The 23,094-nt window shown below is 71.1% G+C and carries 20 protein-coding genes and 2 pseudogenes; 10 read left to right on the forward strand and 12 right to left on the reverse strand.

Going from position 1 to position 23,094, the window contains the following annotated elements; all coding sequences use genetic code 11:
* Positions 1-60: 60 nt before the first annotated feature.
* Positions 61-555, reverse strand: coding sequence for a cupin domain-containing protein (locus IG05_RS0117380; protein ID WP_030343511.1), 495 nt, complete (start codon positions 553-555; stop codon positions 61-63).
* An 81-nt stretch (positions 556-636) separates the two neighbouring features.
* Here IG05_RS0117380 and IG05_RS0117385 point away from each other — a divergent pair, with 81 nt between their 5' ends.
* A complete protein-coding gene (locus tag IG05_RS0117385; protein WP_234335887.1) occupies positions 637-1,488 on the forward strand; it encodes a LysR family transcriptional regulator in 852 nt (283 codons plus the stop codon).
* A 73-nt stretch (positions 1,489-1,561) separates the two neighbouring features.
* On the opposite strand, the gene IG05_RS0117390 is transcribed toward IG05_RS0117385, so the two are convergent.
* Positions 1,562-2,410, reverse strand: a complete 849-nt coding sequence (locus tag IG05_RS0117390; RefSeq protein WP_030343515.1) for a class I SAM-dependent methyltransferase — start codon at positions 2,408-2,410, stop codon at positions 1,562-1,564.
* Between the two features lie 135 nt (positions 2,411-2,545).
* A complete protein-coding gene (locus tag IG05_RS0117395; protein WP_030343517.1) occupies positions 2,546-3,325 on the reverse strand; it encodes an NAD(P)H-dependent oxidoreductase in 780 nt (259 codons plus the stop codon).
* A 138-nt stretch (positions 3,326-3,463) separates the two neighbouring features.
* On the opposite strand from IG05_RS0117395, the gene IG05_RS0117400 reads away from it, so the two are divergent.
* Positions 3,464-4,312, forward strand: coding sequence for a helix-turn-helix transcriptional regulator (locus IG05_RS0117400; RefSeq protein WP_030343519.1), 849 nt, complete (start codon positions 3,464-3,466; stop codon positions 4,310-4,312).
* A 73-nt stretch (positions 4,313-4,385) separates the two neighbouring features.
* Here IG05_RS0117400 and IG05_RS0117405 read toward each other — a convergent pair whose 3' ends face one another.
* Positions 4,386-5,315 (reverse strand): DUF6924 domain-containing protein, encoded by a 930-nt coding sequence (locus tag IG05_RS0117405; protein WP_030343520.1) that lies wholly within the window; start codon positions 5,313-5,315, stop codon positions 4,386-4,388.
* 147 nt (positions 5,316-5,462) lie between these two features.
* A complete protein-coding gene (locus IG05_RS0117410) occupies positions 5,463-5,738 on the reverse strand; it encodes a YciI family protein (protein WP_030343522.1) in 276 nt (91 codons plus the stop codon).
* Positions 5,739-5,841: 103 nt separating this feature from the next.
* Between IG05_RS0117410 and IG05_RS0117415 the strand changes: the two genes are divergently transcribed.
* The 4 genes from IG05_RS0117415 to tpg all read left to right on the forward strand — a co-directional run bounded on the left by IG05_RS0117415 (position 5,842) and on the right by tpg (position 9,950).
* Positions 5,842-6,711, forward strand: coding sequence for a LysR family transcriptional regulator (locus IG05_RS0117415; protein WP_051789981.1), 870 nt, complete (start codon positions 5,842-5,844; stop codon positions 6,709-6,711).
* 41 nt (positions 6,712-6,752) lie between these two features.
* Positions 6,753-6,953, forward strand: a complete 201-nt coding sequence (locus IG05_RS42350) for a hypothetical protein (RefSeq protein ID WP_078894308.1) — start codon at positions 6,753-6,755, stop codon at positions 6,951-6,953.
* Positions 6,954-7,120: 167 nt separating this feature from the next.
* Entirely contained in the window at positions 7,121-9,379 is a 2,259-nt protein-coding gene (gene tap, locus IG05_RS0117425) for a telomere-associated protein Tap (protein ID WP_030343526.1), read from the forward strand.
* 13 nt (positions 9,380-9,392) lie between these two features.
* Positions 9,393-9,950 carry a telomere-protecting terminal protein Tpg gene (gene tpg / locus IG05_RS0117430; protein WP_030343527.1) on the forward strand — a complete coding sequence of 186 codons (558 nt, stop codon included), beginning with the start codon at positions 9,393-9,395 and terminating at the stop codon, positions 9,948-9,950.
* A 381-nt stretch (positions 9,951-10,331) separates the two neighbouring features.
* Here the strand turns inward: tpg and IG05_RS0117435 are convergent, their stop codons facing one another.
* The 4 genes from IG05_RS0117435 to IG05_RS0117450 form a co-directional block, all read right to left on the reverse strand.
* Positions 10,332-11,249, reverse strand: a complete 918-nt coding sequence (locus tag IG05_RS0117435; RefSeq protein WP_030343529.1) for an NADP-dependent oxidoreductase — start codon at positions 11,247-11,249, stop codon at positions 10,332-10,334.
* A gap of 180 nt (positions 11,250-11,429) precedes the next feature.
* On the reverse strand, positions 11,430-12,317 hold the full coding sequence (locus IG05_RS0117440) for a 2OG-Fe dioxygenase family protein (RefSeq protein WP_051789984.1): 888 nt from the start codon (positions 12,315-12,317) through the stop codon (positions 11,430-11,432).
* A 211-nt stretch (positions 12,318-12,528) separates the two neighbouring features.
* Complete coding sequence (locus IG05_RS0117445; RefSeq protein ID WP_078894279.1) at positions 12,529-13,800, reverse strand: carboxylate-amine ligase; 1,272 nt, start codon at positions 13,798-13,800, stop codon at positions 12,529-12,531.
* Positions 13,801-14,118: 318 nt separating this feature from the next.
* Positions 14,119-14,859, reverse strand: a complete 741-nt coding sequence (locus tag IG05_RS0117450; RefSeq protein WP_030343535.1) for a VOC family protein — start codon at positions 14,857-14,859, stop codon at positions 14,119-14,121.
* Between the two features lie 356 nt (positions 14,860-15,215).
* On the opposite strand from IG05_RS0117450, the gene IG05_RS0117455 reads away from it, so the two are divergent.
* From IG05_RS0117455 to IG05_RS0117470, 4 genes and pseudogenes are all read left to right on the forward strand, one after another.
* Positions 15,216-16,397, forward strand: coding sequence for a carboxylate-amine ligase (locus tag IG05_RS0117455; protein ID WP_078894281.1), 1,182 nt, complete (start codon positions 15,216-15,218; stop codon positions 16,395-16,397).
* Between the two features lie 725 nt (positions 16,398-17,122).
* A pseudogene (locus IG05_RS0117460) lies at positions 17,123-18,076 on the forward strand (arabinofuranosidase catalytic domain-containing protein); the annotation flags it as partial.
* Between the two features lie 59 nt (positions 18,077-18,135).
* Positions 18,136-19,062, forward strand: a complete 927-nt coding sequence (locus IG05_RS0117465) for an alpha/beta hydrolase family esterase (protein ID WP_234335888.1) — start codon at positions 18,136-18,138, stop codon at positions 19,060-19,062.
* Between the two features lie 54 nt (positions 19,063-19,116).
* A pseudogene (locus IG05_RS0117470) lies at positions 19,117-20,190 on the forward strand (arabinofuranosidase catalytic domain-containing protein); the annotation flags it as partial.
* A 177-nt stretch (positions 20,191-20,367) separates the two neighbouring features.
* Here IG05_RS0117470 and IG05_RS0117475 read toward each other — a convergent pair.
* The 3 genes from IG05_RS0117475 to IG05_RS0117485 form a co-directional block, all read right to left on the reverse strand.
* A complete protein-coding gene (locus IG05_RS0117475; RefSeq protein WP_030343544.1) occupies positions 20,368-20,658 on the reverse strand; it encodes a hypothetical protein in 291 nt (96 codons plus the stop codon).
* Between the two features lie 202 nt (positions 20,659-20,860).
* Positions 20,861-21,460 carry a hypothetical protein gene (locus IG05_RS0117480; RefSeq protein ID WP_030343546.1) on the reverse strand — a complete coding sequence of 200 codons (600 nt, stop codon included), beginning with the start codon at positions 21,458-21,460 and terminating at the stop codon, positions 20,861-20,863.
* 256 nt (positions 21,461-21,716) lie between these two features.
* The gene (locus IG05_RS0117485) at positions 21,717-22,919 is read right to left on the reverse strand and encodes a PP2C family protein-serine/threonine phosphatase (RefSeq protein ID WP_030343547.1); all 1,203 of its coding nucleotides are present in this window, start codon (positions 22,917-22,919) and stop codon (positions 21,717-21,719) included.
* Between the last annotated feature and the right edge of the window lie 175 nt (positions 22,920-23,094).

A 23,094-nucleotide genomic window follows, 5' to 3' on the forward strand; every position in this document is an offset into this window, starting at 1 on the left:
GCAGCGTCACTCCCCTGCCGGTTCAAGCAAGGGTGGCCGGGCCGTGGCGTGCCGTCGGCTTCAGGCGAGGTCGGTGGCGGGCTCGGTCGCGTAGCGGCTCATCGTGTCGACGTTGGCCTGTGGCGTCAGCGGACGGCCGCTGACGAGGACCTCCTGGAGGTCTCGGAAGTACTGCACGTAGAGGTCGGGGGTGAAGGTGCTGAGCACGACGGCGGGTTGGTCGGTCAGGTTGGCGAAGGTGTGCGGGGTGCCGGGCGGAACCATCACGAGCGTGCCCGTGGTGACGTCGTGGTCCTCGTCCCCGACGGTGAACCGCACGGTGCCGGAGAGGACGTAGAAGCCCTCGTCGTGCCGGGCATGGCGGTGCTGCGGCGGGCCCTGGGTGTGCGGGGCGAGCACGGACTCCGCAATCGCCAGGCGGTGCCCGGTGTGGCTGCCGTCCTCCAGGATGCGCATGTGCGTGGTGCCCAGAACGATCGTCTCGCCGTCGCCGGGACCCACCACCACCACAGCGGGGTCGGTCTGCGGCTCGCTGGTCTTCGCTTCTTCGGTCATGCTCACGAGTGCACCGCCGGGTACCCGCCGGTGTCCAAGACCCCTTCCGCGGCGCCGATACCTCGTGGGTATCGTTGCAGCGTGGAGCTACGGATCTTGCGCTACTTCGTGGCGGTCGCCGAGGAACTCCACTTCGGCCGGGCCGCGACCCGGCTGCACATGAGTCAGCCACCACTGAGCCGGGCGATCAAGCAGCTGGAGGCCGATGTCGGGGCCCCGCTCTTCACCCGCTCGCCCACAGGAGTCACGCTCACCCCGGTGGGCGCGGTGCTGCTCGAAGAGGCGCGGGCCCTACTCGACCACGCCGCCCGCGTCCGGGCGCGCGTGAGCGCGGCGGCCGGCGTCGCGGCCATCACCATCGGCATCCTGGGCGACGGCACCGACCCGGGAGTCGCCAGGCTGGCCGCCGCCTACCGCCGGAGCCACCCCGGCATCGAGATCCGTATCCGCGACACCGATCTGACCGACCCCACCTGCGGGCTGCGCGCCGGGCTGGTCGACGTCGCGCTGACGCGGTCGCCGTTCGACGAGACCGCGCTGACGGTGCGTGCGCTGCGGGCCGATCCGGTCGGCGTGGTGCTGCGCGCCGACGATCCGCTGGCCCGCCGCGACAGCCTGCGGCTGGCCGAGCTGAGCGACCGCCGCTGGTTCCAGTTCCCGCAGGGCACCGACCCCCTCTGGCAGTCCTACTGGAACGGCGGCAGGCCGCGCGAGGGCCCAGTGGTGCACACCGTCCAGGAATGCCTGCAGGCCGTGCTGTGGAACGGCACGGTCGGCCTGGCCCCGCTCGGACACGACCTGCCCGCGGAGCTGGCCGTGGTGCCACTGATCGACATGCCGCCGAGCCGAGTGGTGGCGGTATGGAACGAGGGTGACACCAGTCCGTTGATCCGATCCTTCATCGGGATCGCGGCAGCCGCGTACCGTCACTGAGCGACAGTCAGTGCTGCCGCGGCTCGTGAATGTTCGAAGGCTGGGGCTCAAGGTTCCGTCTTCCGAAGTGGTTCTACCGGCGGACCGCCGAGATCAGCCCGCCGGGCCGCTCCTCGCGCCGCGGCGGTGTGTTGAGCGGGCGGCCGTAGGCGGCAGCGCACTCGCGGAGGGTGCGGCTGTCCGCCTCCCAGCCGTGCCCGGCCAGCCAGCCCACCGGGTCGTCGGGCATCTCGGAAACCCACATGGACGCCGCCGATCCCGGCGCGGCGTCCGCGCCGAAGCGCTCGATCACGCCGCGCGAGCCCAGGGTCAGCCCCATCCGGCTGCCTGTCGCCGACTGCGCGCCGATCCGGGCCGTCAGCAGCTCCACCGCGTCCGCGGGCAGGTAGATCAGCAGCCCCTCGGCGATCCACGCGGTCGGCACGGCCGGGTCGTGCCCCGCGGCGGCCAGCGCGCCGGGCCAGTCCTCCCGCAGATCCACCGCGACGGTGGTGCGCTCGCAACGTGCGGCGGCTCCCTCCTGGCGCAGCACCGATTCCTTGAAGTCCAGTGGCGCGGCGGTGTCGACCTCGAACAGCCGGGTGCCCTCGGGCCAGTCCATCCGGAAGGCCCGGCTGTCCATGCCGGCGCCGAGCAGCACGACTTGCCGGACCCCGGACGCGGAGGCCTGCCGCAACAGGTCGTCGAGGAACTTCGTCCTGATGACGATGGAGAAGGACACGGCCTGCCGGCGCCGTCGCGCGGCCTCGTCACCGGGCGCCGGCGAGGAGGGCCACAGGCCGCCGGCGATGGCGAAGGCCCGTGCCAGCGGGTCGCGGAACAGCGCGTCCGCCCGCTCGCTCTCCAGCGCCCGCACCCTGGCCACTCCCACCGCCGTGGCCCACACTCCCGACGGCTGCACCCGCTCCTGCTCATCAGTCACCGCGCCAGCCTAGAGGGTGGGTTCCCCACGGCCTTCGGTCTGTCGCCGTACGGAGTCTTCATCGTGGTGGTCTTCGTGCCCCTCACCGCCCGCTCCGCGGGTTCACGCCCCGCTCGTCGTGTTCTTCGCCGGTGGTCAGCCGCGCAGGTGCAGCCCGAATCCCGTGCGGCCCGCGGGCTCCAGTCCCTCCTTCAGGTGCAGCGAGGGGATCTCGTAGTCGCCGAAGTTCTGCCGCCGGAACGGGATCGGCTCGGTCGACTCCAGGGTGAGCAGGCGCTGCTCCCAGGCCTTGGCGGCGTCCGCGTAGTCCTGTTCGGTCATCCGGTCGGTGCCGTACAGCACGAACGGGGGCAGCACCTCGATGCCCGGGTAGTAGAGGATGCCGTGGTGGATCGGGAACAGCAGGTCGTCGATGGGGCCGTTGATCCCACGAGCGGCGTAGTGCGACTCCGGGCCGCCGGCGGTCACCGACAGCAGAGCCCTTCTGCCCGCGAGCGTGCCTTCGCCGAAGCGCTCGCCGTACTTGGTGTCGCTGTGCTCCCCGACGCCGTATGCGAAGTGGTAGGTGAACACGCGGTCCACCCAGCCCTTGAGGATCGCGGGCATCGAGTACCACCACAGCGGGAACTGGAAGACAATCGTGTCGGCCCACAGCAGCTTCTCCTGCTCGGCGCAGACGTCCGGGGTGAGCGTCCCGGCGTCGAAGGCCCGACCCGAGTCCAGGGCGACTTTCAGCGGCCTTGAGGCGTTGGGGCCGTAGTCCTCGGCGTTCACGACCGCCTTCCAGTTCATCGCGTACAGATCGCTCACCCGTACCTCGTGCCCGGCGCTCTCCAACATGGACACAGCCAGGTCCTTCAGCGATCCGTTGAGCGACTTCGGTTCCGGGTGGGCGTAGACGATCAGCGTCTTCATGGGGACTCCTTCGGATCGGATGCCTTCGATCCTGGACGCTGCGGCACCCTGCGTTCAGGGACGCCTCTTCCACCGGACGGGACTTCCTGGTATCGGCAGGGCCACCTTCGCGGGCGCCACCGGGGCCATACTGTGGGCATGGACGATCTTGCGGGCTTCCTGCGGACTCGGCGTTCCCGGGTCGACCCGGCAGCCGTCGGGATCCCCACCGACAGCCGCCGCCGGGTAGAAGGGCTGCGCCGGGAAGAGGTCGCGCACCTGTCCGGCGTCAGCGTCGACTACTACGTGCGGCTGGAGCAGGGCCGCGCGACCCAGCCCTCCGAACAGGTCCTGGACGCGCTCGCCCGTGTCCTCGGCCTCGACGAGACCGAACGCGGGCACCTTGACCGGCTCGCCCGGCAGCACCGCCGCCGGGCGAAGGCGCCGGGCGGGCGCATCCGGCCGGAGTTGCTGCGGGTCCTCGCCCTGGTCTCCGACGCCCCCGCGCTGATCACGAACCACCGCCTGGACGTGCTCGCCGGGAACCGCCTCACCGAGCTTCTCTTCGGCCGGCCGCTACCGGGCTTGAACACCGCCCGGCACGTCTTCCTGGAGGAGGCCGAGCGCGGTCTGTACGCCGACTGGGAGACATGCACCGTCGACGTGGTCGGCCACCTGCGCCTGGCCGCCGGTAAATACCCCGAGGATCCGGGCCTGGCCTCGCTCATCGGCGAACTGGCGATGGGCAGCGAGCGCTTCCGCCGCCTGTGGGCCCGCGCGGACGTGCGCGCCCGCACCCATGGGCGCAAAGCGTACCGGCACCCGCTCGTCGGACTGCTGGAACTGCACCAGGAGAACTTCGCCCTACCGGATGAATCGGGTATGGAACTGCTGGTGCTGTCCGCGGCTCCCGGCAGCCCCGCCGAGGACGGGCTGCGCCTGCTCGCGAGCCTGGGCACGGACAGCGCTGACGCGCACTTCGGAGTGAACGCGGAAGTCCCGGAGTGACTCCCGCATTTCTGGGCGGCGGGGTGCCTGTTGCCGTGGGGTGGCTCGGCGACTCCGCCGGTCGTCTCTCCCCTCACGGTTCCACGGCCTCGACCGCGACGAACTCGTGGAAGTCCATGTTGCTGATCTCCAGGTTGCACGCCATCGATCCGACCTCGCGGCACGGAAGGACGGTGGACTGTCCCGGCGTGTCGTACAGGGCGACGACGGTCAGCGGGCGGCCGGGCTCGGTGCAGGTCCTCGCGTCGGCGAGTACGACCAGGGGGGTGTGCTCCTCCGGCGGGACCAACGCCGGTACGTGGCCCGGCCCAAGGCCCTCGAAGGCACGGTCGTCGACGACCAGCGCCGTCAGCGGACAGTCCTCCACGTCGATCTCGTCGGGATCCGGCCCTGTCCCGACCCAGCCGTCCTCGTCCGTCCCGCCCAGTTCCTCGAGCAGGGCACGCCAGCCCTCCTCGTCGTCGAAGCACGTGCGGACCAGCAGGGCCGCGGCGCAGGCGGGCAGCACCGGGAAGGACCGGCGCGGCAGTACCGCCGGTGTGGGGAAGGCGGGCCGGCCACCGTCCCCCTGGTACATCCCGTACTCGTCCATGTCCCGCACCAGGTCGTCGAACGCGAGCGTGCCGCCCAGCAACGCGTCCAGAATCTCGCCGAGCCGGGCCGGCGGCACCCGGACACCCCGCCCGGGGTTCGCCGCCAGGTCCACCAGCAAAGGCCCGTCCCCGCCGTAGACCACGTTGACGTCCACGAGGACGACGACCTGCGTCCCGGCGCCGTGATCCGGGGCGAGCGCCGGTACGTCGCCGCCGTGCAGGTGATCCCACGCGCGGGCTGCCACCGGGCGGAGCCGCACGCCGCCGCCTTCGAGGACGAGCACATCACCCTGCCTGCGGGCCCCGATCTCGTCCGGCAGTCCGCCCCACAGTGCCCTGCCCTCTTCGTAGCACGCACAGACGAGCAGCACCTCGCCGGGCGCGGGCCGGGGAAGTTCGGGGAAGGGCATGACACACCACTCCTTCGAAGGTCGCTTGCGTGAGCTCCATGACAGACAGCGAAGCGCACGGCACTGACAACGGGTCGCCGATGCTCACCGAGGGCATGGTTGCCGCCCTCCCGTCGCTTCCCCGCCTCCCGTCGCCCCGCTCCCTGCTCACGGCTGTTCGGGGCCCGGCGGCCAGGTCGGCCGGAACCGGAGGATCTCGGCGGTCGCCGCACCGCTCGTGACGAACGGATCGGTGGCGACGGCGGCCTCGATCGCCGACCGTTCACCCTCCGCCACGACCAATCCACCGGTGCGTGGTTCCAGCGGGCCCGCGAGGCGCGCCATCCCGGTGGCGAACACGCCCTGCGGGTTGGAGTAGTGGGCTTCCTTGAGCGCGTCGATGGTCTCCAGCGGCGCGCAATACCTGAACACGATGACGAACATGCCTTCAGTCAAGGGCGGGCGGGGCCGGGAGCGCCAAGACCGGTTCCTTGCCGTCGCCATAGGCTGGCACCTATGACCGCAGACGAGAGACGGTGAACCGGGCGTGGAAGACATCCCTGGCGTGGAGCTGCGTCATCTTCGGTACTTCGTCGCCGTCGCCGAGGCCGGCACCGTCACCGAGGCGGCCAGACGTCTGCGGATCGCCCAGCCCAGTCTGAGTCAGCAGATCCGGCTGTTGGAACGACGCATCGGCACACCGCTGTTCCGGCGCCTGCCCCAGGGCATGGAGCTGACCGAAGGAGGACAGGTGCTGCTGGACGGCGTCAACCGCGCGCTGGGTGAGCTGAGTTCGTCCGTCGCCGCGGCTCGCGCCGCGGTTCCGGTGGTCACGGTGGGCGTGCGCCGGGGGGTGGCGCAGCCGGTCCTGGCCCGTGTGGAACGGATCCTCGCTGGGGGTGGCCGGCTCAAGCTCTCCTACCGACAGGTCGACTCCGAAGCCCAGGGCGATCTGCTCCGGGCCGGCGGGCTGGCCTTCGGCATTCTGCGTGCCCCGGTGGACACCACCGGTCTGGAGCTGCGCACCGTCAACGACGAGCCCTTGGGCCTCGTGCTGCACGGCCGCCACCCGCTCGCCCGTAAGCCACGGCTGACCTGGTCCGACCTGACCGGACAGCGGTTGTTGTGGTTTCCGTCGGAACGGGCGCCCGGTTACGCGGCCACCGTTCTCGCACACCTGCGTGAGCGGGGCTGGGCTCCGGAGACGGTCCCGGACGACAACAGCAGTCACACGCTGTTCCGTCACCTGCTCATCGCAGGGGACGACCTGGTCGCGCTGCGGACGCTGAGCAGTTCGCACGGTGATCCGGACCTGGTCTGGCGTCCGGTCGGACCGGAACCACCGCGCGAACGTCTGGTCCTGGTCGCGTCCGCCCGCACGTCGTGGAGCCCGTACCTGAAGGACAGCGACGGGTGACCTGGCGTTCGATCCACGCTTCCGCCGGGCAGCATCGCCCCATGGCCGACTACATACCCTCGCCCGACGAAGTAACCGCCGCACGGACTCCCGAAGGCGGCTGGACGAAGAAGCAGCTCGCGGAGTGGGGAGTGCCATGGCCTCCACCGTCGGGCTGGCGCAAGCACCTCGCGGCGAGGTGGAGGGGGGAGGACGTCGGCCCGCTGCTGCCGACGGAGCCGGACCAGGACACGCTCTTCTGACGCACCCGGGCTTGCCGGGGACCGCCCGCTCGCGGGCAACGGAGCGGCTGGGCCCTCCGACCGTGCAACAATCTGTGGCAAGAACGCCTTTTGTACGCCGATCCGGTCGGGTTGTGTACGCCATTCGTTCGGACCGGGGCGTAGAGTGGCGGTCGTGGAGGTGTCTCTTGTCCGAGCTGTTTGACGCGGTGGACGCCCTTGTCGCGTCCCGGTCCCCGCTGCCGCCGCCGGCGGAGCGCAAGCGCCTGCGCCAGGCACACGCGCTGACCCTCGACGAGGTGGCCAGTGCCCTCCAGGTGCGGCGGGCGACCGTCAGCGACTGGGAGTCGGGCAAGACCGAGCCCCGTGCGCCGGTGCGAGAGGCGTACGCACGGCTGCTCAAGCAGCTCGCGCAGCTCTACCCCGCCACCGAAAGCGCCGGCGCACCGGAGCTGGACACCGCTGCGCCGCAGACGCCCCCGGGCACCGCCCCTGAGGCGCCGTCTGCGGCCACCGGCTCGGTACCCGAGGATGCGGCTAGGGTGCCCGAGGACGCCGTCCCGGCCACACCCGCCGTCTCCGCGCCCGTCCAGGCCGCGAGCGCACGTCCGTCTGTCGGCTCACGTCCGTCACCTGCCACCCGACCCGGGACGGCCTCGCGCCGCCCGGGCACGGAAAGGACCGCGCCGGCGAACACGCCCGCGTCCGGCCCGTACGCGCACGGTCCACTGCTCGTCCTCGACGCCGACGCCGACCGGAATGTCACCGGCTACGGCATCGGCGGCCTGATCGTGGACGTGCCCGCAAAGTCCCTGCCCGCGCTGGTGGAGTGGACCCTCAAGGAGGCGCAGCTCGGGGCGGAGAAACTGCACGGTTCGGGGAAGGACGCCGACCCGCTGCTGGTGCTCACCGAGGCGGCGTGCGAGCGGTACGGCCTCCCTGTGGAGTTGACCGAGGCCGAGCGGCTCGCCGGGCGGCTTCCGGACGAGCACAAGGTCGTCAAGCAGCTGAAGCGTGCCGACTGGCAGCTCACCAAGCGTGGTTTCGGGCCGTGGGCGCGGATCTACCGCCCCGCGCAGGGCAGCCGTAGGCGTTGCGTGCAGCTGTGCATTCCCTCCTGGCGCGCCCTCGACGACCGCGCCTGGGGCCACGCGGCCCACCTGGAGCCCGCCTCGCTGGCCCGGGTGCTGGGCGTCTACGCGACACGGGTGACGACACCGGTCGGCTCTACGGCCGTGACCGGCCTGCAGCTGATGACCGCGCTGAACCCGCCGACGCGCGCGAGCGAGCCGGACGAGGAGGGCAGGCGGCACCGCGAGCACCGGCCGGGCTCGCTGGGCACCGAGCCCATCGACCCGGCACCGTGCGAGGCGACCGACGGACACCCCGTCCTGGCTCACCTGCCGCGGTTCCACGTGCGCGGCCCCAGCGAGAAACTTTTCGAGGAGGCCTACGACTGGGCGCGGGATCTGACCGATGAGGAGTGCATGCGGCGCTACCTGGTCGGCATCGATGTGAACCTCGCCTTCGGTGCGGCCGCGAACGGCGCCGTCGTCGGCCTGTCCGGTCCGCCGGAGCACGTCACCCGCCCCTCCTTCGATGCGGCGCTGCCCGGCTCCTGGCTGGTCGACCTCTCCCACGTCGACATGTCCCGGGTGAAGGTCGGCAAGCAGTGGCGCGACCTCGACGGTGAGCTGCTGCCCAGCCCGTTCACGCCGACCGGCAAGCGCCCCGACGGTCCGGCCTGGTACGCCACCCCGACCGTGGCGTACGCCGTGGAGCTCGGCTACGACGTCGCCCCCCTGGAAGCGTGGGTACGCCCGGAGGCCGGCCGTTTCCTGGACGGCTGGTACAAGCGGCTGCGTGACGCCTACGTCGCCACCATGGCGGATCTGGGTGTTGCGGAGAAGCTGTCCCCGGCCGAGTTCCTCAAGGCGATGGACGGCTACCGCGGCCGGGATCCGGAGTTGGCGATCGTCCTCGGCGCCGTCAAGATGACCGTCAAGGGCGGCATCGGCAAGCTGCAGGAGAAGGCGCGCGGCGGCGGCTGGAAGCCGGGACAGCCCTGGCCCGCCCTCGCCCGCCCGACGTGGCGCCCCGACATCCGCGCCACCGTGATCTCCCGGGCCCGCACCAACATGCACCGCAAGATGGTCGCCCTCGCCGCGGCCACCGGCCGCTACCCGGTCGCGGTTCTCTCCGACTGTGCCGTGTACGCCGCCGACGGGCCCGGCCCGCTGGACGTCCTGCCCTACGGGCCCGACGGCAAGACCGTGGCCGGCAGTTTCCGGCTCGGCGTGAGTCCGGGCATGGTCAAGCACGAGGGCACCCAGAGTGTGCTGTGGGGCGCCAACGTCCTCGAACGGCTCGCCGGCGACGGCCAGGTGGCCAACCTCGCCCGCTACATCAAGACCGGCGAGGTCACCGCCAAGGACACCGGAGAATAGGAGAGTCACGGCGATGACCACGATCGGCGAAGGGCTCGACAAGGCGGTCCAGGGCGCGTTCACGCGCCCTGCCCCGAAGTCCGCCGGGGCGCAGATGCGCTACCTGGTCAGGCAGCACCAGCGCAGCACCCGGCGCGTGGCCGAGCTGCTCGGCATCAGCCAGCGCACGGTCGAGCGGTATCTCAAGAACCAGATCAAAAAGCCCCGACCGGAACTCGCCGAGCGACTCGAACGCGAGGTCCGCGCCCGCTGGCAGCCGCAGGTCAGGGCCAGGGCCAGGCAGGCCGCGGCCACCACCACCGGCATCATGATCGACACCCGGGCCCGGTTCGGTTTCACCGCGGCCCCGGGCAGCACCGACGACGCCCGCCTGCGCCACCTCACCCTCGCCCTGCCACCCCACCACGCGGCCCGTCTCTTCCAGGCCCAAGAGGCCGGTGCCACCGAGGACCGGCTCCGCGAGATCGCCGCCGAAGCCCTCGGCGAGGTCTACTTCCGCGACAACGGCCGCCGCGCCCACGGCCTGGAGGTGGAATTCACCGACCTCGAACACCTCCAGTTCGAGCTGTAGCCGGGGCGGCACACCACCGCTCTCGCAGCGCAGCCGGCGGGGTTCCGCGGGGCTGTTGCTGACGGGACGCCGGTCGGGCGCCGGTGCTGTCGCTCCACCACTCCGGTTCGTCCGCGTGGCTGCCGACCGCTGTCGCCGGGGCGACCGCTTCGGCGTCCCGCGTGTGTGCAGACGTCCACGTCGGGGAGCCGAGGTGCTCCCGGCCGAACGAACTGGCATCGCTGTCGGCCGAGATCGCTCGCCGAGCAGGTACACCTGTCGGCCGCTGGTTGCCGTTCCCCGTTGACGGCCACCTGATGAGCCGCCAACGGGCCCGATGGGACGCTGCGGTGATATGCGGAGAGGTGATGTGCGGAGATGCGTTGCCTCGGGCAGTCGCCGCTAGGGCCGGAGCACGATCTTGCCGTGGGTGTGCTGCTGTTCCAGCTCGCGGAAGGCGTCCTGCACCTGTTCCAGCGGGTAGGTCCGGGCGATCGGCACCTCCAGCTGCCCGCGGGCGGCAAGTCGGGCCAGCTCACCGAGTACGACCGCGCACGCCGCCGCGCCTTCTCCGTAGGTCCGCGCGCCGACCTCGGCCGCGGCCCGCCAGTCGCGGATCGTGTTGATCCGCTCGGGTCGCACGCCCAGCTCCACTGCCAGGGCCACATAGCCGTCGCCGAAAGTGTCGATGAACGCGTCGACCTTGCCGCCGGACGCCTGACGGATCCGCTCGGCCACACCCGGTCCGTACTCGACCGGGAGAACACCGTGATCCTTCAGCCAAGCGTGGTTCCGCTTGCCCGCCAACCCGATCACCGTGGCGCCGCACCGCCGCGCGAGCTGCACCGCGATCGACCCGACGCCGCCCGCCGCACCGGACACGACGACCGTGTCCTCCGGGCCCGGGTCCACCGCGAACACGGTGGCGTAGGCGGTCGTGCCGGCCACGTACAGCGCCCCGGCCACCTCCCAGGCCAGCCCCGCCGGACGAACGACCAGATTCACGTCGTCGACCACGACGAACTGCGCATGGCTGGCCCGCCGGTGAGTGAAGCCCAGTACCTCATCGCCCACCGAGAAGCCCCGGACGTGCGGGCCGGTCTCCACCACTACGCCGGCCAGATCACTGCCCTGCCCGGAGGGGAACACCGCCGGCCAGCGTTCGTGCAGCGCGCCCGTTCGGATGTGCGCCTCCCCGGGCTGGATCCCGGCCGCGCGGACCTCGACCAGCACCTGCCCAGGACCGGGCACCGGCCGCTCCACTTCCTCCACCCGCAGCACATCTATCCCGCCGTACTCGTGAAACCGCACCGCCTGCATTCGCGATCACCGCACTTTCCCGTCCGGACAAGGCTCGGCCGGCCGCGCGCGAGGGGGCCGGCGCGGACCGTGCCACCGCGTTCAAAGATCAAGCGCGGATCCGTATTCCCGAGAGCGGTAAGGAGCCCCGGGGAAAGGCGGTTGCAGGCGTGTACGGACTCGGTGCGGCCGTCGCCTCCCTCACAGGCCCGGAGTGAAGGGGGCGATGCCCACGATGAAGATGTCGCGGTGGCCGCTGTCGGCATGGTCCGCGAGGTGGACCGGGGCGACGTAGTGGCTGACACTGTGATCGTGCACGCCGTATCCGTCCAGCGGTTCGCTCAGGACGAAGCGGGCGTGGATCTCCTCCGGGGCCAGGTCGTCTGGTTGCCGGCCGGCACAGCCGGGGACGGCGATGACGTTCTCCCCGCCGGTGATGTTGCGCCGGTCGACAAGATGGGCGAACGTGCACAGCGCTGGCGAACCACCGTCCTGGTGCAGGCAGTTGGGTGACGATACGGCCACCTGCGTCCGGTCTCGGACTGCCAGTCTGATCATGTGGACAGCGAGGTAGACGGGTGCCGTCCGCAGCTGCTCCAGCCAGAGTGCCTCGGCCAGATCAGCGCGGATGATCGCCCGTACCAGCCGGTTGTCCCGCAGGTCCGGTGTGAGGTCCGGCAGCTTCCGGCGGGCGTCGGGGAACTCGGGGTTGTGCTCGTCCTGCCAGAACTCCGAGACGGTGCCGTACTCGTCGTCGGGCGTGCCGGGGATGAAGGACAACTCGTCGGTCCACGAGAGGTAGACGGCGTGCGAGTAACGACGAAACCGGTTGGACTCCGGCGCATGCGGATCCCTGGGCAGGTGTTCGAAGGCGCGGGCGAGTTCCGCAAGGTCTCCCGCCAGCTCGTCCGCGTCGATGCCGAGGTCCGTGGCCCCCAAGCGGGCGTAGCCGTCACGGCGCAGTTTCCCGGTGCCGGTGACCTCGGCGACGCCGAGGCGGCTGCCGGCGGACTCGCAGCCCGGGGCGGGGTGCGGGGATGCGGGGCTGGTCGCGTCCGTTGCGGTGAGCGGGTGGGGGGTGCGGTCCACTGGGTCCTCCAGACGTCGTAGCCCGGTCGGGTCGGTGTGCTGTGTACCGGTTCCGCCTCGTCCCGTCGGCTGCCTCCGTACCGCCGTCGTGACCGGCCCTGAGCCAGGGCCGCCGCAGGGCTGTCGACGGGCGAGCATCCAGGGGCCTCTGCCGCTGCGGTGGCGGATGGACTCTCCGGTGTAGGGCGCGTTCACGGCGCGCTGGCTGCGCTCATGTCGTGCGGGGTGCGCGGTCGTGGCGTGAGGCGGGACCGAACCGACCTGGGGAGTGGAGGTTGGGTTGTCCCCCTTTCTGTTCCCCTCCCTGTTCCCCTTTCCGGTCGGTGCGGCAAGCCTCTGGGCCGGAGGGAGAGGTGATCAGGTCGTGCACTACGTGCTGGAGGCCGCCGGCACGGTACGCGGCGCGCTGACGGTGGGCGCCTGAGCCGCGGGTGGCGAGTCGGTCGAAGAAGGCGATGACCCGGGCGGTGTCGCCGAGTTCGTCCAGAGCTTCCTGGATGTGGTGCAGTAGCCGGTTCGCGCGTTCGGACGCGGACAGCATCTTCCCGGACAACACGTCGAGACCGCGCCCCGACCAGCCGTCGCGGGTGCTGTACCAGTAGACACCGCGCAGCAGCTCGCTGATGGACCGAGGGCCGGGGTCGCCTCGCTCCACCAGCCGGGCGGACGTCACGACCAGGGCTCGCACGACGGCCGCCACCGCCGCGGAGTCGGCTGGATCGGGGGGCACATCCATGCACCGCACCTCCAAGGTCGGCAGCCGTGGATGCGGGCGGATGTCCCAGAACGGCAGGTCGGCGAAGGACATCGCGCCTGCTTCGGCCATCGCCGCGGCGATACGCCGGTAGTCCTCGAAGGACTCGGCATACGGTGGTGGTCCCAGGCTCGGGATGCGCAGGCGGAGCACGGAACGCCAACTCGCGTACCCGGTGTCGCGTCCGTCGTAGTAGGGGGAGTTCGCGGTCATCTCTATCAGGAGCGGCAGCCAGGGGCGGAGGTGGTTGCCGACCTGGGCTGCCACGTCGCGGTCCGGGAGGAACACGTGGACGTGCAGGGCGCAGAGCGCGAAGTCGTCCATCAGCGAGCGGTACAGCTCCACACCGGCCCGGTAGCGGGGGTGGTCCCCCACCGGTGGCCTGGTGCCGCCGATCACCGGAGTCCCGGACGGGCAGATCCGCAGGCCCTCCTCGGCCGCGCCGGCCGCGACCGCCGCGCGTAGCCGTACGAGCTGGGTGTGCAGCTCGTCCGTGTGCGTGCACGGCGGGGTGCGCACCTCGATCTGCAGGTCGGTGAACTCACCCGCGACCAGGTCCCCGAGTTCCAGGGCGGCCCGGGCGGCTACCAGCGGACCGGCGCCCACCACGGCGCCCGTGTCAGGGCGCACGAGGAAGAGCTCCTCCTCCACTCCGACCGTCGGCGTCCCTCCTCCGGGCTGCCGGCGGCTCGGCGGCGGACCGGGGGCAGCCGCGCGTTCGTCGTCCACGAGACCACGCTACGTCCGCCCTCCGCCGTGCGACCTCGCGTGAGGGGTCGTTCGGGTGAACGGGCGAGCCGGGCGGCGGCCGGCGCCGGCCGGACCCGGCTGGGAGACGCGGCCGGGAGGGGCCGGGTCGAGAAGGTGGACAGCGCCGCTGCGCAGCTTGGGGCGACTCGGAGATCGGTGCCGCCGTGGCGGGGGGCGCTGCTCGCTCCCCCTCCATTCTCGAAGCCGGCGATCTCCTGCCACTCCGGCCGGCGCGACCGCAGTCGTTCGCGGACCCCGGTCGACCCCGCCTGCACAAGGTGCCGTCAGGGCTGCGCGTCAGGACGGAGCCAGGACGCAGAACTCGTGGCCCTCCGGGTCGGACAGGCACGTCCACGAGACGTCGCCCTGGCCGACGTCGAGGTCGGTGGCGCCGAGGGCGCGCAGCCGGGCCACCTCCGCTGCTTCGTCGTCACCGGGGTACGGCAGCAGGTCCAGATGGACGCGATCCGGCACGGTCTTCGCTCCGGGCGTGCGGAGGAACTCCAGGTATGAGCCGACGTCCTTGGCGGAGCGCAGCACCGCGCGGTCGTCGGTCACCTCGTGCAGGGTCCAGTCCATCGCCTCACCCCAGAACCGGGCCATGGCCCGTGGATCCGTGCAGTCGACCACCACCCGGGCGATCGGCCCGGTGTCACGGTAGGTCTCCCGGGGCTCCAGCACGCAGAACTCGTTGCCCTCCGGATCGGCGAGGACCGTCCACGGCGCGTCGCCCTGGCCCACGTCGACGGGCGTCGCACCGAGAGTCTTCAGTCGCGCGACCAGCTCGGCCTGGTGGGTCGTGGAGGTGGTGGCGAGGTCGAGGTGCACGCGGTTCTTCGTGGTTGTCTTGGGATCCGGGACGGGAACGATGTCGACGCAGACGGCGACCGGGTCCGGCCAGACGAGGCCGCCGGCAGGGCCGACGTAGGTGGTCACGCCGGGGCTGTAAGCGCTCCAGCCGAGCGCCTCCGCCCAGAACCGGCCGACCGCCGAGGAGTCGAGGGCCTTCATGTTCACCATCACCGGACGCAGTGCCATGCGGCCGATCCTATGCGGGCGTTGTGCAGGTCGGCACTCGCGCCAGTCGTACGCGCCTGCCCTGTTCCCGCGGGCCGGTCGTGCTGGGGACGTAGTCCGCGGGTCGGCATCGGCGCCGATCCCGGCCCTCCCTCGGCCGTCCGAGCGAGGCCCGCACATCGGGGGCCGACCGCTGGACTCCCGCTTCGCCGTCTACCAGGATTCCCTCTCCCCGCTTGCGCCCCGCGCAGGGAAGGTGTGCCACCCGCGGTCAGCTCCGCCGCCGGTCCGGTTCCCGTCCCGGCTCGGTCGGAAACCGGACAAGTACGTCGTTTCACCACCCGTATTGCGGCGTCCTCTGTCACAGTGCACACACCATGACCGGTCAGCCGCAGCAGCAATCACCGCCGGACGACGTCCCGGCCATCCGTGCCGGCACCCGTGGGGGCGTGTCCGCTCCGCTGACGGTGGGGGTGGAGGAGGAGTTCCTCCTCGTCGACCCCGTCAGCAGGGCCGTCAGCCCGCAGGGTCCGCAAGTGGCCGCCGCTGCCGCCGGTGAGCTCGGCCACCGCGTCGGCACCGAACTGACCCGCTACCAGGTCGAAGGCCGTACCGACCCGCACACCTGCTTGGGCGAGGCAGCCGAGGAACTCCGCGCCACGCGGGCAGCCCTGGCACGCGCGGCCGCCGGCCGCGGCCTGCGCATCGCATCCAGCGGATCCCCGATCATCGGCCTGGTCGCCCCCGTGCCCCTCACCCCGGGCCCGCGGTACGCGGAGAGCCTGTCCCTCTTCCGGGCGCTGGACGACGAGCAGAGTGCGTGTGCGTGTCACGTGCACGTCGGTGTGGCCGATGCGCATGAAGCGGTGCAAGTGAGCAACCACCTGCGGCCCTGGTTGCCGACGCTGACCGCGCTGGCCGCGAACTCACCGTACTGGGATGGCCGCGACACCGGCTATGCCAGCTGGCGCACCACCACCTGGGGGCGTTGGCCGGTGGCCGGCCCGCCGCCCTTCTTCGAGTCCCCCGCCCATTTCCAGGACCTGGTCGAAGAACTCATCCTCACGCGAGCCGTCATGGACCACGGCGGCCTCTACTGGGACATCCGCCCCTCCCACCACCTGCCCACCATCGAGGTACGCGTCGCCGACGCGGCTCTCACCCCCGAGGACACCGTCCTGCTCGCCGCCGTCGTCCGTGCGCTGGTCGCCACCGCCCTCGATGCCATCCGTGCCGGCGAACCGGCGCCCCGCCCTGCTCCCGAGATACTGCGCGCGGCCTGCTGGCGGGCAGCACGTGACGGCCTGACCGGACACGCCCTCGACCCGTTCACCCGCCGACTGGTCCCCCAAACCGCGCAGATCGAGCACATGTTGCGCATCCTTGCCCCCGCCCTGCGCCGCAACGGTGATCTCGACCTCGTACGCGCCCACTGGGATCGCCTGCGTGCCCAGGGAAGCGGGGCCGAGCGGCAGCGCGCCGCCTATCGCCAACGTTCCAGCCTCTACGACGTCGTGGACCATGTCATCGACGCCACCTGTTCCTCGCAGACTTCATGAGCAGCAGCACCGGGCCTGCGCATCGTGCGGGCCGCCGAGGATGCCGGCCAGTGCCTCCAGGCGACTGACTGCCGAGTGTCAGCGCCGCGCTCAGGCCGCTCACACGAATGATCGCCCCCGGGTGAGCACCGGCTCCGTGGGTGCACCGTGCGGCCGTGCGCGGAGCCGTCCAGCGACGCGCACGGGGCGCAGGCGGGGCCCGTCGGTGTGGACGTCGCGGTCGACGACGATCAGGACTCCCTGACGAGTTCCTTCGTGGCTCCTGTCGCCCACCGTGCCTGTACGGAATCGAGCGTCAGGCGTTGACGGCTGCGATGGGATGCCTATCATCCTGAGAGTCCGAGAAATCGAGCTATGTTCGATTTCTCGAACACAGGAGTGAGCCGCAACCCCGGCCCGGCCACCCCACCCATCCGGATCCCTACGGCAACACACGCGCGACGGCTCCCCCACTGCACAGCACCGTCCGTACCGGTACGGCCCATTGCTTCCCGCCGGCGAGCACGACCAGCGTCTCCTGGCGCGGAGGCAAAGCCGTTCACCAACCCTTGGACTTCGGTATGCCACCAGCCCCCCACCGCTCGTTCCGGCTCCTCTCCCCCGTCCCCCCACCGAGTGACACAGGCGGTGCACGGCGCGCAGCGGCGAAGCCAGCCGTATCCGTGGCCGCGCTGCTGGTCGTGCTGCTGGCCGCGCTGATCTCACCGGTCCGGGCGTCGGCGGCCGGCGGGCGCCCCTGTGACCTCTACGCTGCCGGCGGGACGCCCTGCGTCGCGGCGCACAGCACTGTGCGCGCCCTGTACGCCTCGTACAACGGCCCGCTCTACCAGGTCAGGCGCGCCTCGGACAACGCGACCCGGGAGATCGGGGTCGTGGCCGCCGGCGGTGTGGCGAACGCCGCCGCCCAGGACTCCTTCTGCGCGGGCACGACCTGTGTCATCACCTGGGTGTACGACCAGTCGGGCCACGGCAACGCCCTCGGCTACCAGGGCCCGGGCGGTGTCGGCGGATCCGACACCGCGGCGAAGGCCACCGGCGAGTCGCTGACGGTCGGGGGCGACAAGGCGTACTCCCTCTACATCAACGCCCGGAACAGTTACTGGCGTGACGGCCATCTGACGGGAGTGCCCACCGGCAGCGCTCCCGAGGGGATGTACATGGTCACCAGCGGCACACATGTCAACGGTGGCTGCTGCTTCGACTACGGCAACAGCGAGACCACCCGCAAGGCGGACGGTCCAGGCGCGATGGACGCGATCAACTTCAGCACGTCCTGCTGGTTCGGCGGCTGTTCCGGCTCCGGGCCCTGGGTCCAGGCGGACCTGGAGTACGGCCTCTTTCCCGGCGGCAGCACCTCCTGGAACCCCAACCAGCGCGCGTTCACCGGCAAGTTCGTCACGGCCACACTGAAGAACAACGGTGGTTCACGGTTCGCGATCAAGGGAGGCAACGCCCAGTCGGGCGGCCTGACCACGCTGTACGCGGGCTCCCTCCCCCGCGGGTACAGCCCCATGAGGAAGCAGGGCGCCATCGTCCTCGGCAGCGGCGGGGACTGCTGCAACGGCAACACCAACCTCAGCGTCGGGACGTTCTACGAGGGAGCCATCGTCGCCGGCTATCCCTCCGACGCCACGGACGACGCCGTACAGGCCGACATCGCAGCCGCCGGTTACCGGTGAGCGAGAACCGACGAACCACCCCTTTCCACACCCCTGTTGCACGGACGAAGGAGTGAACAATGCCCAAACCGACGTTATGGGCCGCCATGGTCGCGGCGCTGCTCGCCCTGGTCATGGCCTCCGGTGGCACGGCGCTGCGCGGCGACACCGGCGGGCGGCACACCTCGCTCACGGCCGCCCACTCCGCCACGGCGACCGCCGGCTGCGGCAAGGCTCCCGCGCTCACGAGCGGCACCCACACCCTGCAGATCAACGGCAAGAGCCGCAGCTACATCCTGAAGGTGCCGGACAACTACGACAGGAACCACGCCTACCGGCTGGTCTTCGGCTTCCACTGGCTGGGCGGCACCGCCACCGACGTGGCCACCGGTCGCACCGTCGAGAACGGCACCTGGGCCTACTACGGTCTCCAGCGGCTGGCGAACAACAGCGCCGTCTTCGTCGCGCCCCAGGGCCTCGACAACGGCTGGGCCAACTCCGGTGGTGAGGACCTGGCGTTCACCGATGCCCTGATCAGCCAGGTGGAGGGCGCGCTGTGCGTCGACACCACCCGGCTCTTCTCCGTCGGCTTCAGCTACGGCGCCGCCATGACCTACGCGCTCGCGTGTTCCCGGGCCACGGTCTTCCGTGCCGTCGCCGTCCAGTCCGGCGGACAGCTCAGCGGCTGCGCCGGCGGCACCCAGCCCGTCGCCTACCTCGGTGTCCACGGCATCCGCGACAACGTCCTGCCCGTCTCCGGCGGACGGTCCCTGCGCGACCGGTTCGTCCGCAACAACGGCTGCACCGCCCAGAACCCGCCCGAGCCCGCGCAGGGCAGCCGGACCCACCGCGTCACCAGCTACTCCGGATGCTCGGCCGGACACCCCGTGGAGTGGGCCGCGTTCGACGAGGGTCACATCGCGGCACCCCAGGACGGGGCCGGTGGTGACAGCGGCTCCAGGACCTGGGTGCCCGGTGAGATCTGGAAGTTCTTCTCACAGTTCTGAGGCTCGTCCCGCACCGGGTGAGACAGCACCCCCCACCAGCGAAGGAGCTCACTCATGCCCATCCGCTCAGGGTTGCGCCCCGTGCAGCGCGCGCTGCTGGCAACGGGCGCGACCGCCGCGCTCGGCGTCGGCGTGCTCACCGGCACCGCGCCGGCCGGAGCCGCAGGAGCCGCAGCCGGCTCGGCGCCGTGCGACCTCTACGCCGCGGGCGGCACGCCGTGCGTGGCCGCGCACAGCACGACCCGTGCCCTGTACACCTCCTACAACGGCCCGCTCTACCAGGTACGCCGTGCCTCGGACAACGCCACCCGGGACATCGGCGTCCTGAGTCCGGGAGGGGTCGCCAACGCCTCTGCCCAGGACTCCTTCTGCGCCGGCACCACCTGTCTCATCACCGTCGTCTACGACCAGTCCGGCCGGAACAACCGCCTCACCCAGGCGCCCCCCGGAGGGTTCTCCGGACCGGCCGCGGGCGGGTACGACAAACTGGCCGACGCGACCGCGGCACCGATCACGGTCGGCGGTCACAAGGCGTACGGCGTCTACGTGGCCCCGGGCACCGGTTACCGCAACAACACCACCAACGGTGTGGCGAAGGGGGACCAGCCGGAGGGCATGTACGCCGTCCTCGACGGAACGCACTACAACGGCGGTTGCTGCTTCGACTACGGCAACGCCGAGACCAACAGCCGGGACAACGGCAACGGCACCATGGAGGCCATCTACTTCGGCAACAACAAGGTCTGGGGGTACGGGTCCGGCAACGGCCCCTGGATCATGGCGGACCTGGAGAACGGCCTCTTCTCCGGCGTCAACCAGCGCTACAACGCGAACGACCCCTCCGTCAGCCACCGTTACCTGACCGCCGTCGTCAAGGGCGGCCCCAACCGCTGGGCCATCCGTGGCGGCAACGCCCAGTCGGGCGGCCTGTCGACCTTCTACAACGGTACGCGTCCCAACGTGGCGGGCTACAACCCGATGCGGAAGGAAGGGGCCATCATCCTCGGGATCGGCGGCGACAACAGCCACGGCGCCGCCGGCACCTTCTACGAAGGCGTCATGACGTCCGGCTACCCCTCGGACACCACGGAGAACGCCGTGCAGGCCGACATCGCCGCAGCCGGGTACGGAAGGTAGCGAGCCGCCCGGTTCGAGCGACGCCCGGACCATGGGGTGGTGCGGGAAGGGGGCGTGAAGGTCCCCCGATCAGCCCCTTGCCCGCGCCACCCCCGGCTGTGCGCTGACCTGTGTCGGCGCACCGCCGGCCGACGACCGGCCACCGGCTTGCCACCGGCGTGCCTACTGTCACTCGTCGGGGTTGAGCTCGTCGTACACCAGGTCCACCAACTCCTCCGCCTCGGGTGCATGGGGATCGGGGGACACCTCGTAGTACCCGCCCAGGGTTGTGATCACGTCCCTGTGGGAGTCATCGTGCTCGTGCTGGACGTCTTCCCGTTCCTTGGACGTGCCGGATTCGGCACTCTGCCACCACCAGATCCTGCTCCGGATCTCGTCCTTCGTCAGCGGGCCGTTCAACGTGATGGCCCTGCCTTGGACGTTCGCGGTGATCCTCGCCGCATCCGCGCCGGTAGCCATGTGCCTTTCTCCTTTTCCCCGAAGCCGACAGCGAAGCCGAAGCCGAAGCCGTCATCGCCCTGTGTCAATCACAGCAGCGGCTACCCCGTCGAAGGCGCTGTCCCACGGTTCCAACCGGACAATCGGCGGCAGTCCTCGTCAGGTCCTGGCCTCAGGGGCTCATGAACTCGGTCGGGCCGCAGCGGTCGTGGCCGTGCAGTGCTCACTCGTCGGGGTCGGGCCACGTCGCCACCAGAGTGCGCAGGTCCGGAAAGCGGGGTCCGCGGACCATCTCCTGGGTCGTCTCACCGTTGAGCCAGCACACTTCCTCGGGACCGCCGTCACCGGTGTCGAACAGGCAGCACACTCCCCCGGCGGCGGCGGTCAGGCCGGTGAACAGCTCCCTGACGCCGGCCGACCGCGCGAACAGGCGGCTCATCGCCGAGGTCGCCGCCCAGAACTCCATCGATGCGTAACGCGGGTGCAGCAAGGACTCGAACCGGACCGTCAGGTAGACGTAACCGAGCCGGACTCGCCCGTTCGTCTCGGTTCCATGCCTGTGTTTCTCCATGTACTCGCGCACCGCGTCGTCGACACCGAACACGAGGGACGTGTCGAGGTCGAGCGTGCTGCTCCCGGAGCAGTCGACCGGCTCGCTTTCAAAGCCCGACGTGAACGGGAGGAGGAGCCGCTCACCCCGGGGCAGTGTCACCTCAAGCGGCGGCACGTCACGGTCCGGTGGCGCCAACCCGGCCAGTTCGGTCAGCGCCCTGGCGATGTTCCGGGGGCGCACGTAGATGTCGTAGCCGTAGGTCAGCCCCATTCTTCCCCCTCTGCCGAGCCGTACCGCACCTTCTCACACCCGGCCGACCGACATGACGGGCAGAACGAACAGGCTCACCAGGCACCGCAGTTTCATGCGCTTCGACGTCGCCAAGCTCCGCGTCCGGACGTGCCGAACAAGACCAACCCCGCCGCACTCGGTCAGCTACAAGGGCCGCCGATACCAGGCCACCAGGGCCCTACCCGCCCGCCGCGTTCCGTCATGTGCACGAGGTACGCTCACCGGCCGGCGCGGATCAGGTGTCGTTGGAGCCGCCGTTGGTGTGGCGCTGTCCCGTACGGCTGCCGTGCCAGTCGAGGACCATCGTGGTGGCGTCGTCGGGGAGGGATCCCCGGCATGCCTCGTGGACCGCCGAGGTCAGCGCCCGGACCACTTCACGGGGGTGTTCGTCGCGGGTGGCGTGGATGAGGGCGGGAAGGTCGACCGTGGAGGCGGCGCGTTCCCGCATGCCGTCGGTGATCAGGACCAGGCGGTCGCCGGGTTCCAGGAGAAGCCGCTGGACCTGATAGGTGACCGGGGCGGGCACTCCGAACGGCATGTTCACCCGGATGGCCAGCTCCTCCACGCTGTCGCCGCGCAGGCGCAGCGGCCAAGGGTGGCCGGCGTTGACCAGCTCGCAGGTACCGGTCTCCAGGTGGACGCGCAGTAGCTGGCCGGTGGTCATGCCGCGACCGTGTCGGGCGATCGCCTGGTGGGCGGCGTAGGCCTGGTCGAGGATGCCGCCCCCGGCACGGCGGGCGCCGCGCAGGGCGTTCACGGTCAGCGTGGCCAGCAGCGCGGAGGCCGTGTCGTGCCCCATCGCATCGGTGATCGACAGGTGGAGGGCGTCCTGGTCGAGGGCGTAGTCGTAGGTGTCGCCACCGATGTCGTCGGCCGGGACCAGACCGCCGACCAGGGTGAACTGCGCGGCCTCACAGCAGGCGGCCGAGGGCAGCAACTGGTGCTGGATCTCCGCGGCCAGACTCATCGTGGTGGTGCGCCGGCCCCAGTGGTAGAAGTCGGTGAAGCGACGGTCGGTGACCACGATGTACGCCAGCGCGTGCGCGGCCTGCACCACCGAGTCCCGTACCGCATCGTCCACTTCGGGTACGACGAGGTCCAGGACGCCGATGCAGTCGCCGCGGTTCGTCACCGGAGCCACCAGCCGGTAGCCGTCCTCTTCGTCCGGCTCCTGGTGGAGGCGCTGGGAACGCAGCACCTGGTCGTACACGCTGCCCGCCAGCCCGCGGCTATGTCTCTCGCCCCGCGTCTGCGCGGCCGTACCGGCTCTGGGCAGCCGGACGGCTTCCTGCCCGATCATGTCCACCAGCCAGAACGACACCTCGCTCGCAGAGAACCGCTTCTCCAGATTCCGGGCCACCACGTCCACCGACTCCACCGGCGCGGCATCCTCCGCCGCCCGCAGGATCTCGTCCAGGCCCAAGCCCTCACCACCCAGCACAGCCACCTCCCGGTCCTGCACCTCGGCTTCCCGGCGGACCGGCCCTGGATGCACCACCGCACGCGCAGACCCCCGTCGGCCCACCCCTGCCGGGCCTCGGGTGCCTCGCCGGGAGGCGTGGGTACGGCAGGAGGAGGGACCGCGCCTCCCGGGGGCGGCCCGCCGAGCATAG

It is taken from the genome of Streptomyces sp. NRRL S-1022, from assembly GCF_000720135.1.
Lineage (GTDB): Bacteria > Actinomycetota > Actinomycetes > Streptomycetales > Streptomycetaceae > Streptomyces.

Excerpts from the sequence above, each read along its gene's own strand:
- IG05_RS0117480 (WP_030343546.1), bottom strand. The coding sequence starts at position 21,460 with ATGGGGCTGACCTACGGCTACGACATCTACGTGCGCCCCCGGAACATC.
- IG05_RS0117380 (WP_030343511.1), bottom strand. The coding sequence starts at position 555 with ATGACCGAAGAAGCGAAGACCAGCGAGCCGCAGACCGACCCCGCTGTG.
- IG05_RS0117475 (WP_030343544.1), bottom strand. The coding sequence starts at position 20,658 with ATGGCTACCGGCGCGGATGCGGCGAGGATCACCGCGAACGTCCAAGGC.
- IG05_RS0117410 (WP_030343522.1), bottom strand. The coding sequence starts at position 5,738 with ATGTTCGTCATCGTGTTCAGGTATTGCGCGCCGCTGGAGACCATCGAC.
- IG05_RS0117450 (WP_030343535.1), bottom strand. The coding sequence starts at position 14,859 with ATGGCACTGCGTCCGGTGATGGTGAACATGAAGGCCCTCGACTCCTCG.
- IG05_RS0117400 (WP_030343519.1), top strand. The coding sequence starts at position 3,464 with ATGGACGATCTTGCGGGCTTCCTGCGGACTCGGCGTTCCCGGGTCGAC.
- IG05_RS0117405 (WP_030343520.1), bottom strand. The coding sequence starts at position 5,315 with ATGCCCTTCCCCGAACTTCCCCGGCCCGCGCCCGGCGAGGTGCTGCTC.
- IG05_RS42350 (WP_078894308.1), top strand. The coding sequence starts at position 6,753 with ATGGCCGACTACATACCCTCGCCCGACGAAGTAACCGCCGCACGGACT.
- IG05_RS0117395 (WP_030343517.1), bottom strand. The coding sequence starts at position 3,325 with ATGAAGACGCTGATCGTCTACGCCCACCCGGAACCGAAGTCGCTCAAC.
- tpg (WP_030343527.1), top strand. The coding sequence starts at position 9,393 with ATGACCACGATCGGCGAAGGGCTCGACAAGGCGGTCCAGGGCGCGTTC.
- IG05_RS0117435 (WP_030343529.1), bottom strand. The coding sequence starts at position 11,249 with ATGCAGGCGGTGCGGTTTCACGAGTACGGCGGGATAGATGTGCTGCGG.
- IG05_RS0117465 (WP_234335888.1), top strand. The coding sequence starts at position 18,136 with ATGCCCAAACCGACGTTATGGGCCGCCATGGTCGCGGCGCTGCTCGCC.
- IG05_RS0117455 (WP_078894281.1), top strand. The coding sequence starts at position 15,216 with ATGACCGGTCAGCCGCAGCAGCAATCACCGCCGGACGACGTCCCGGCC.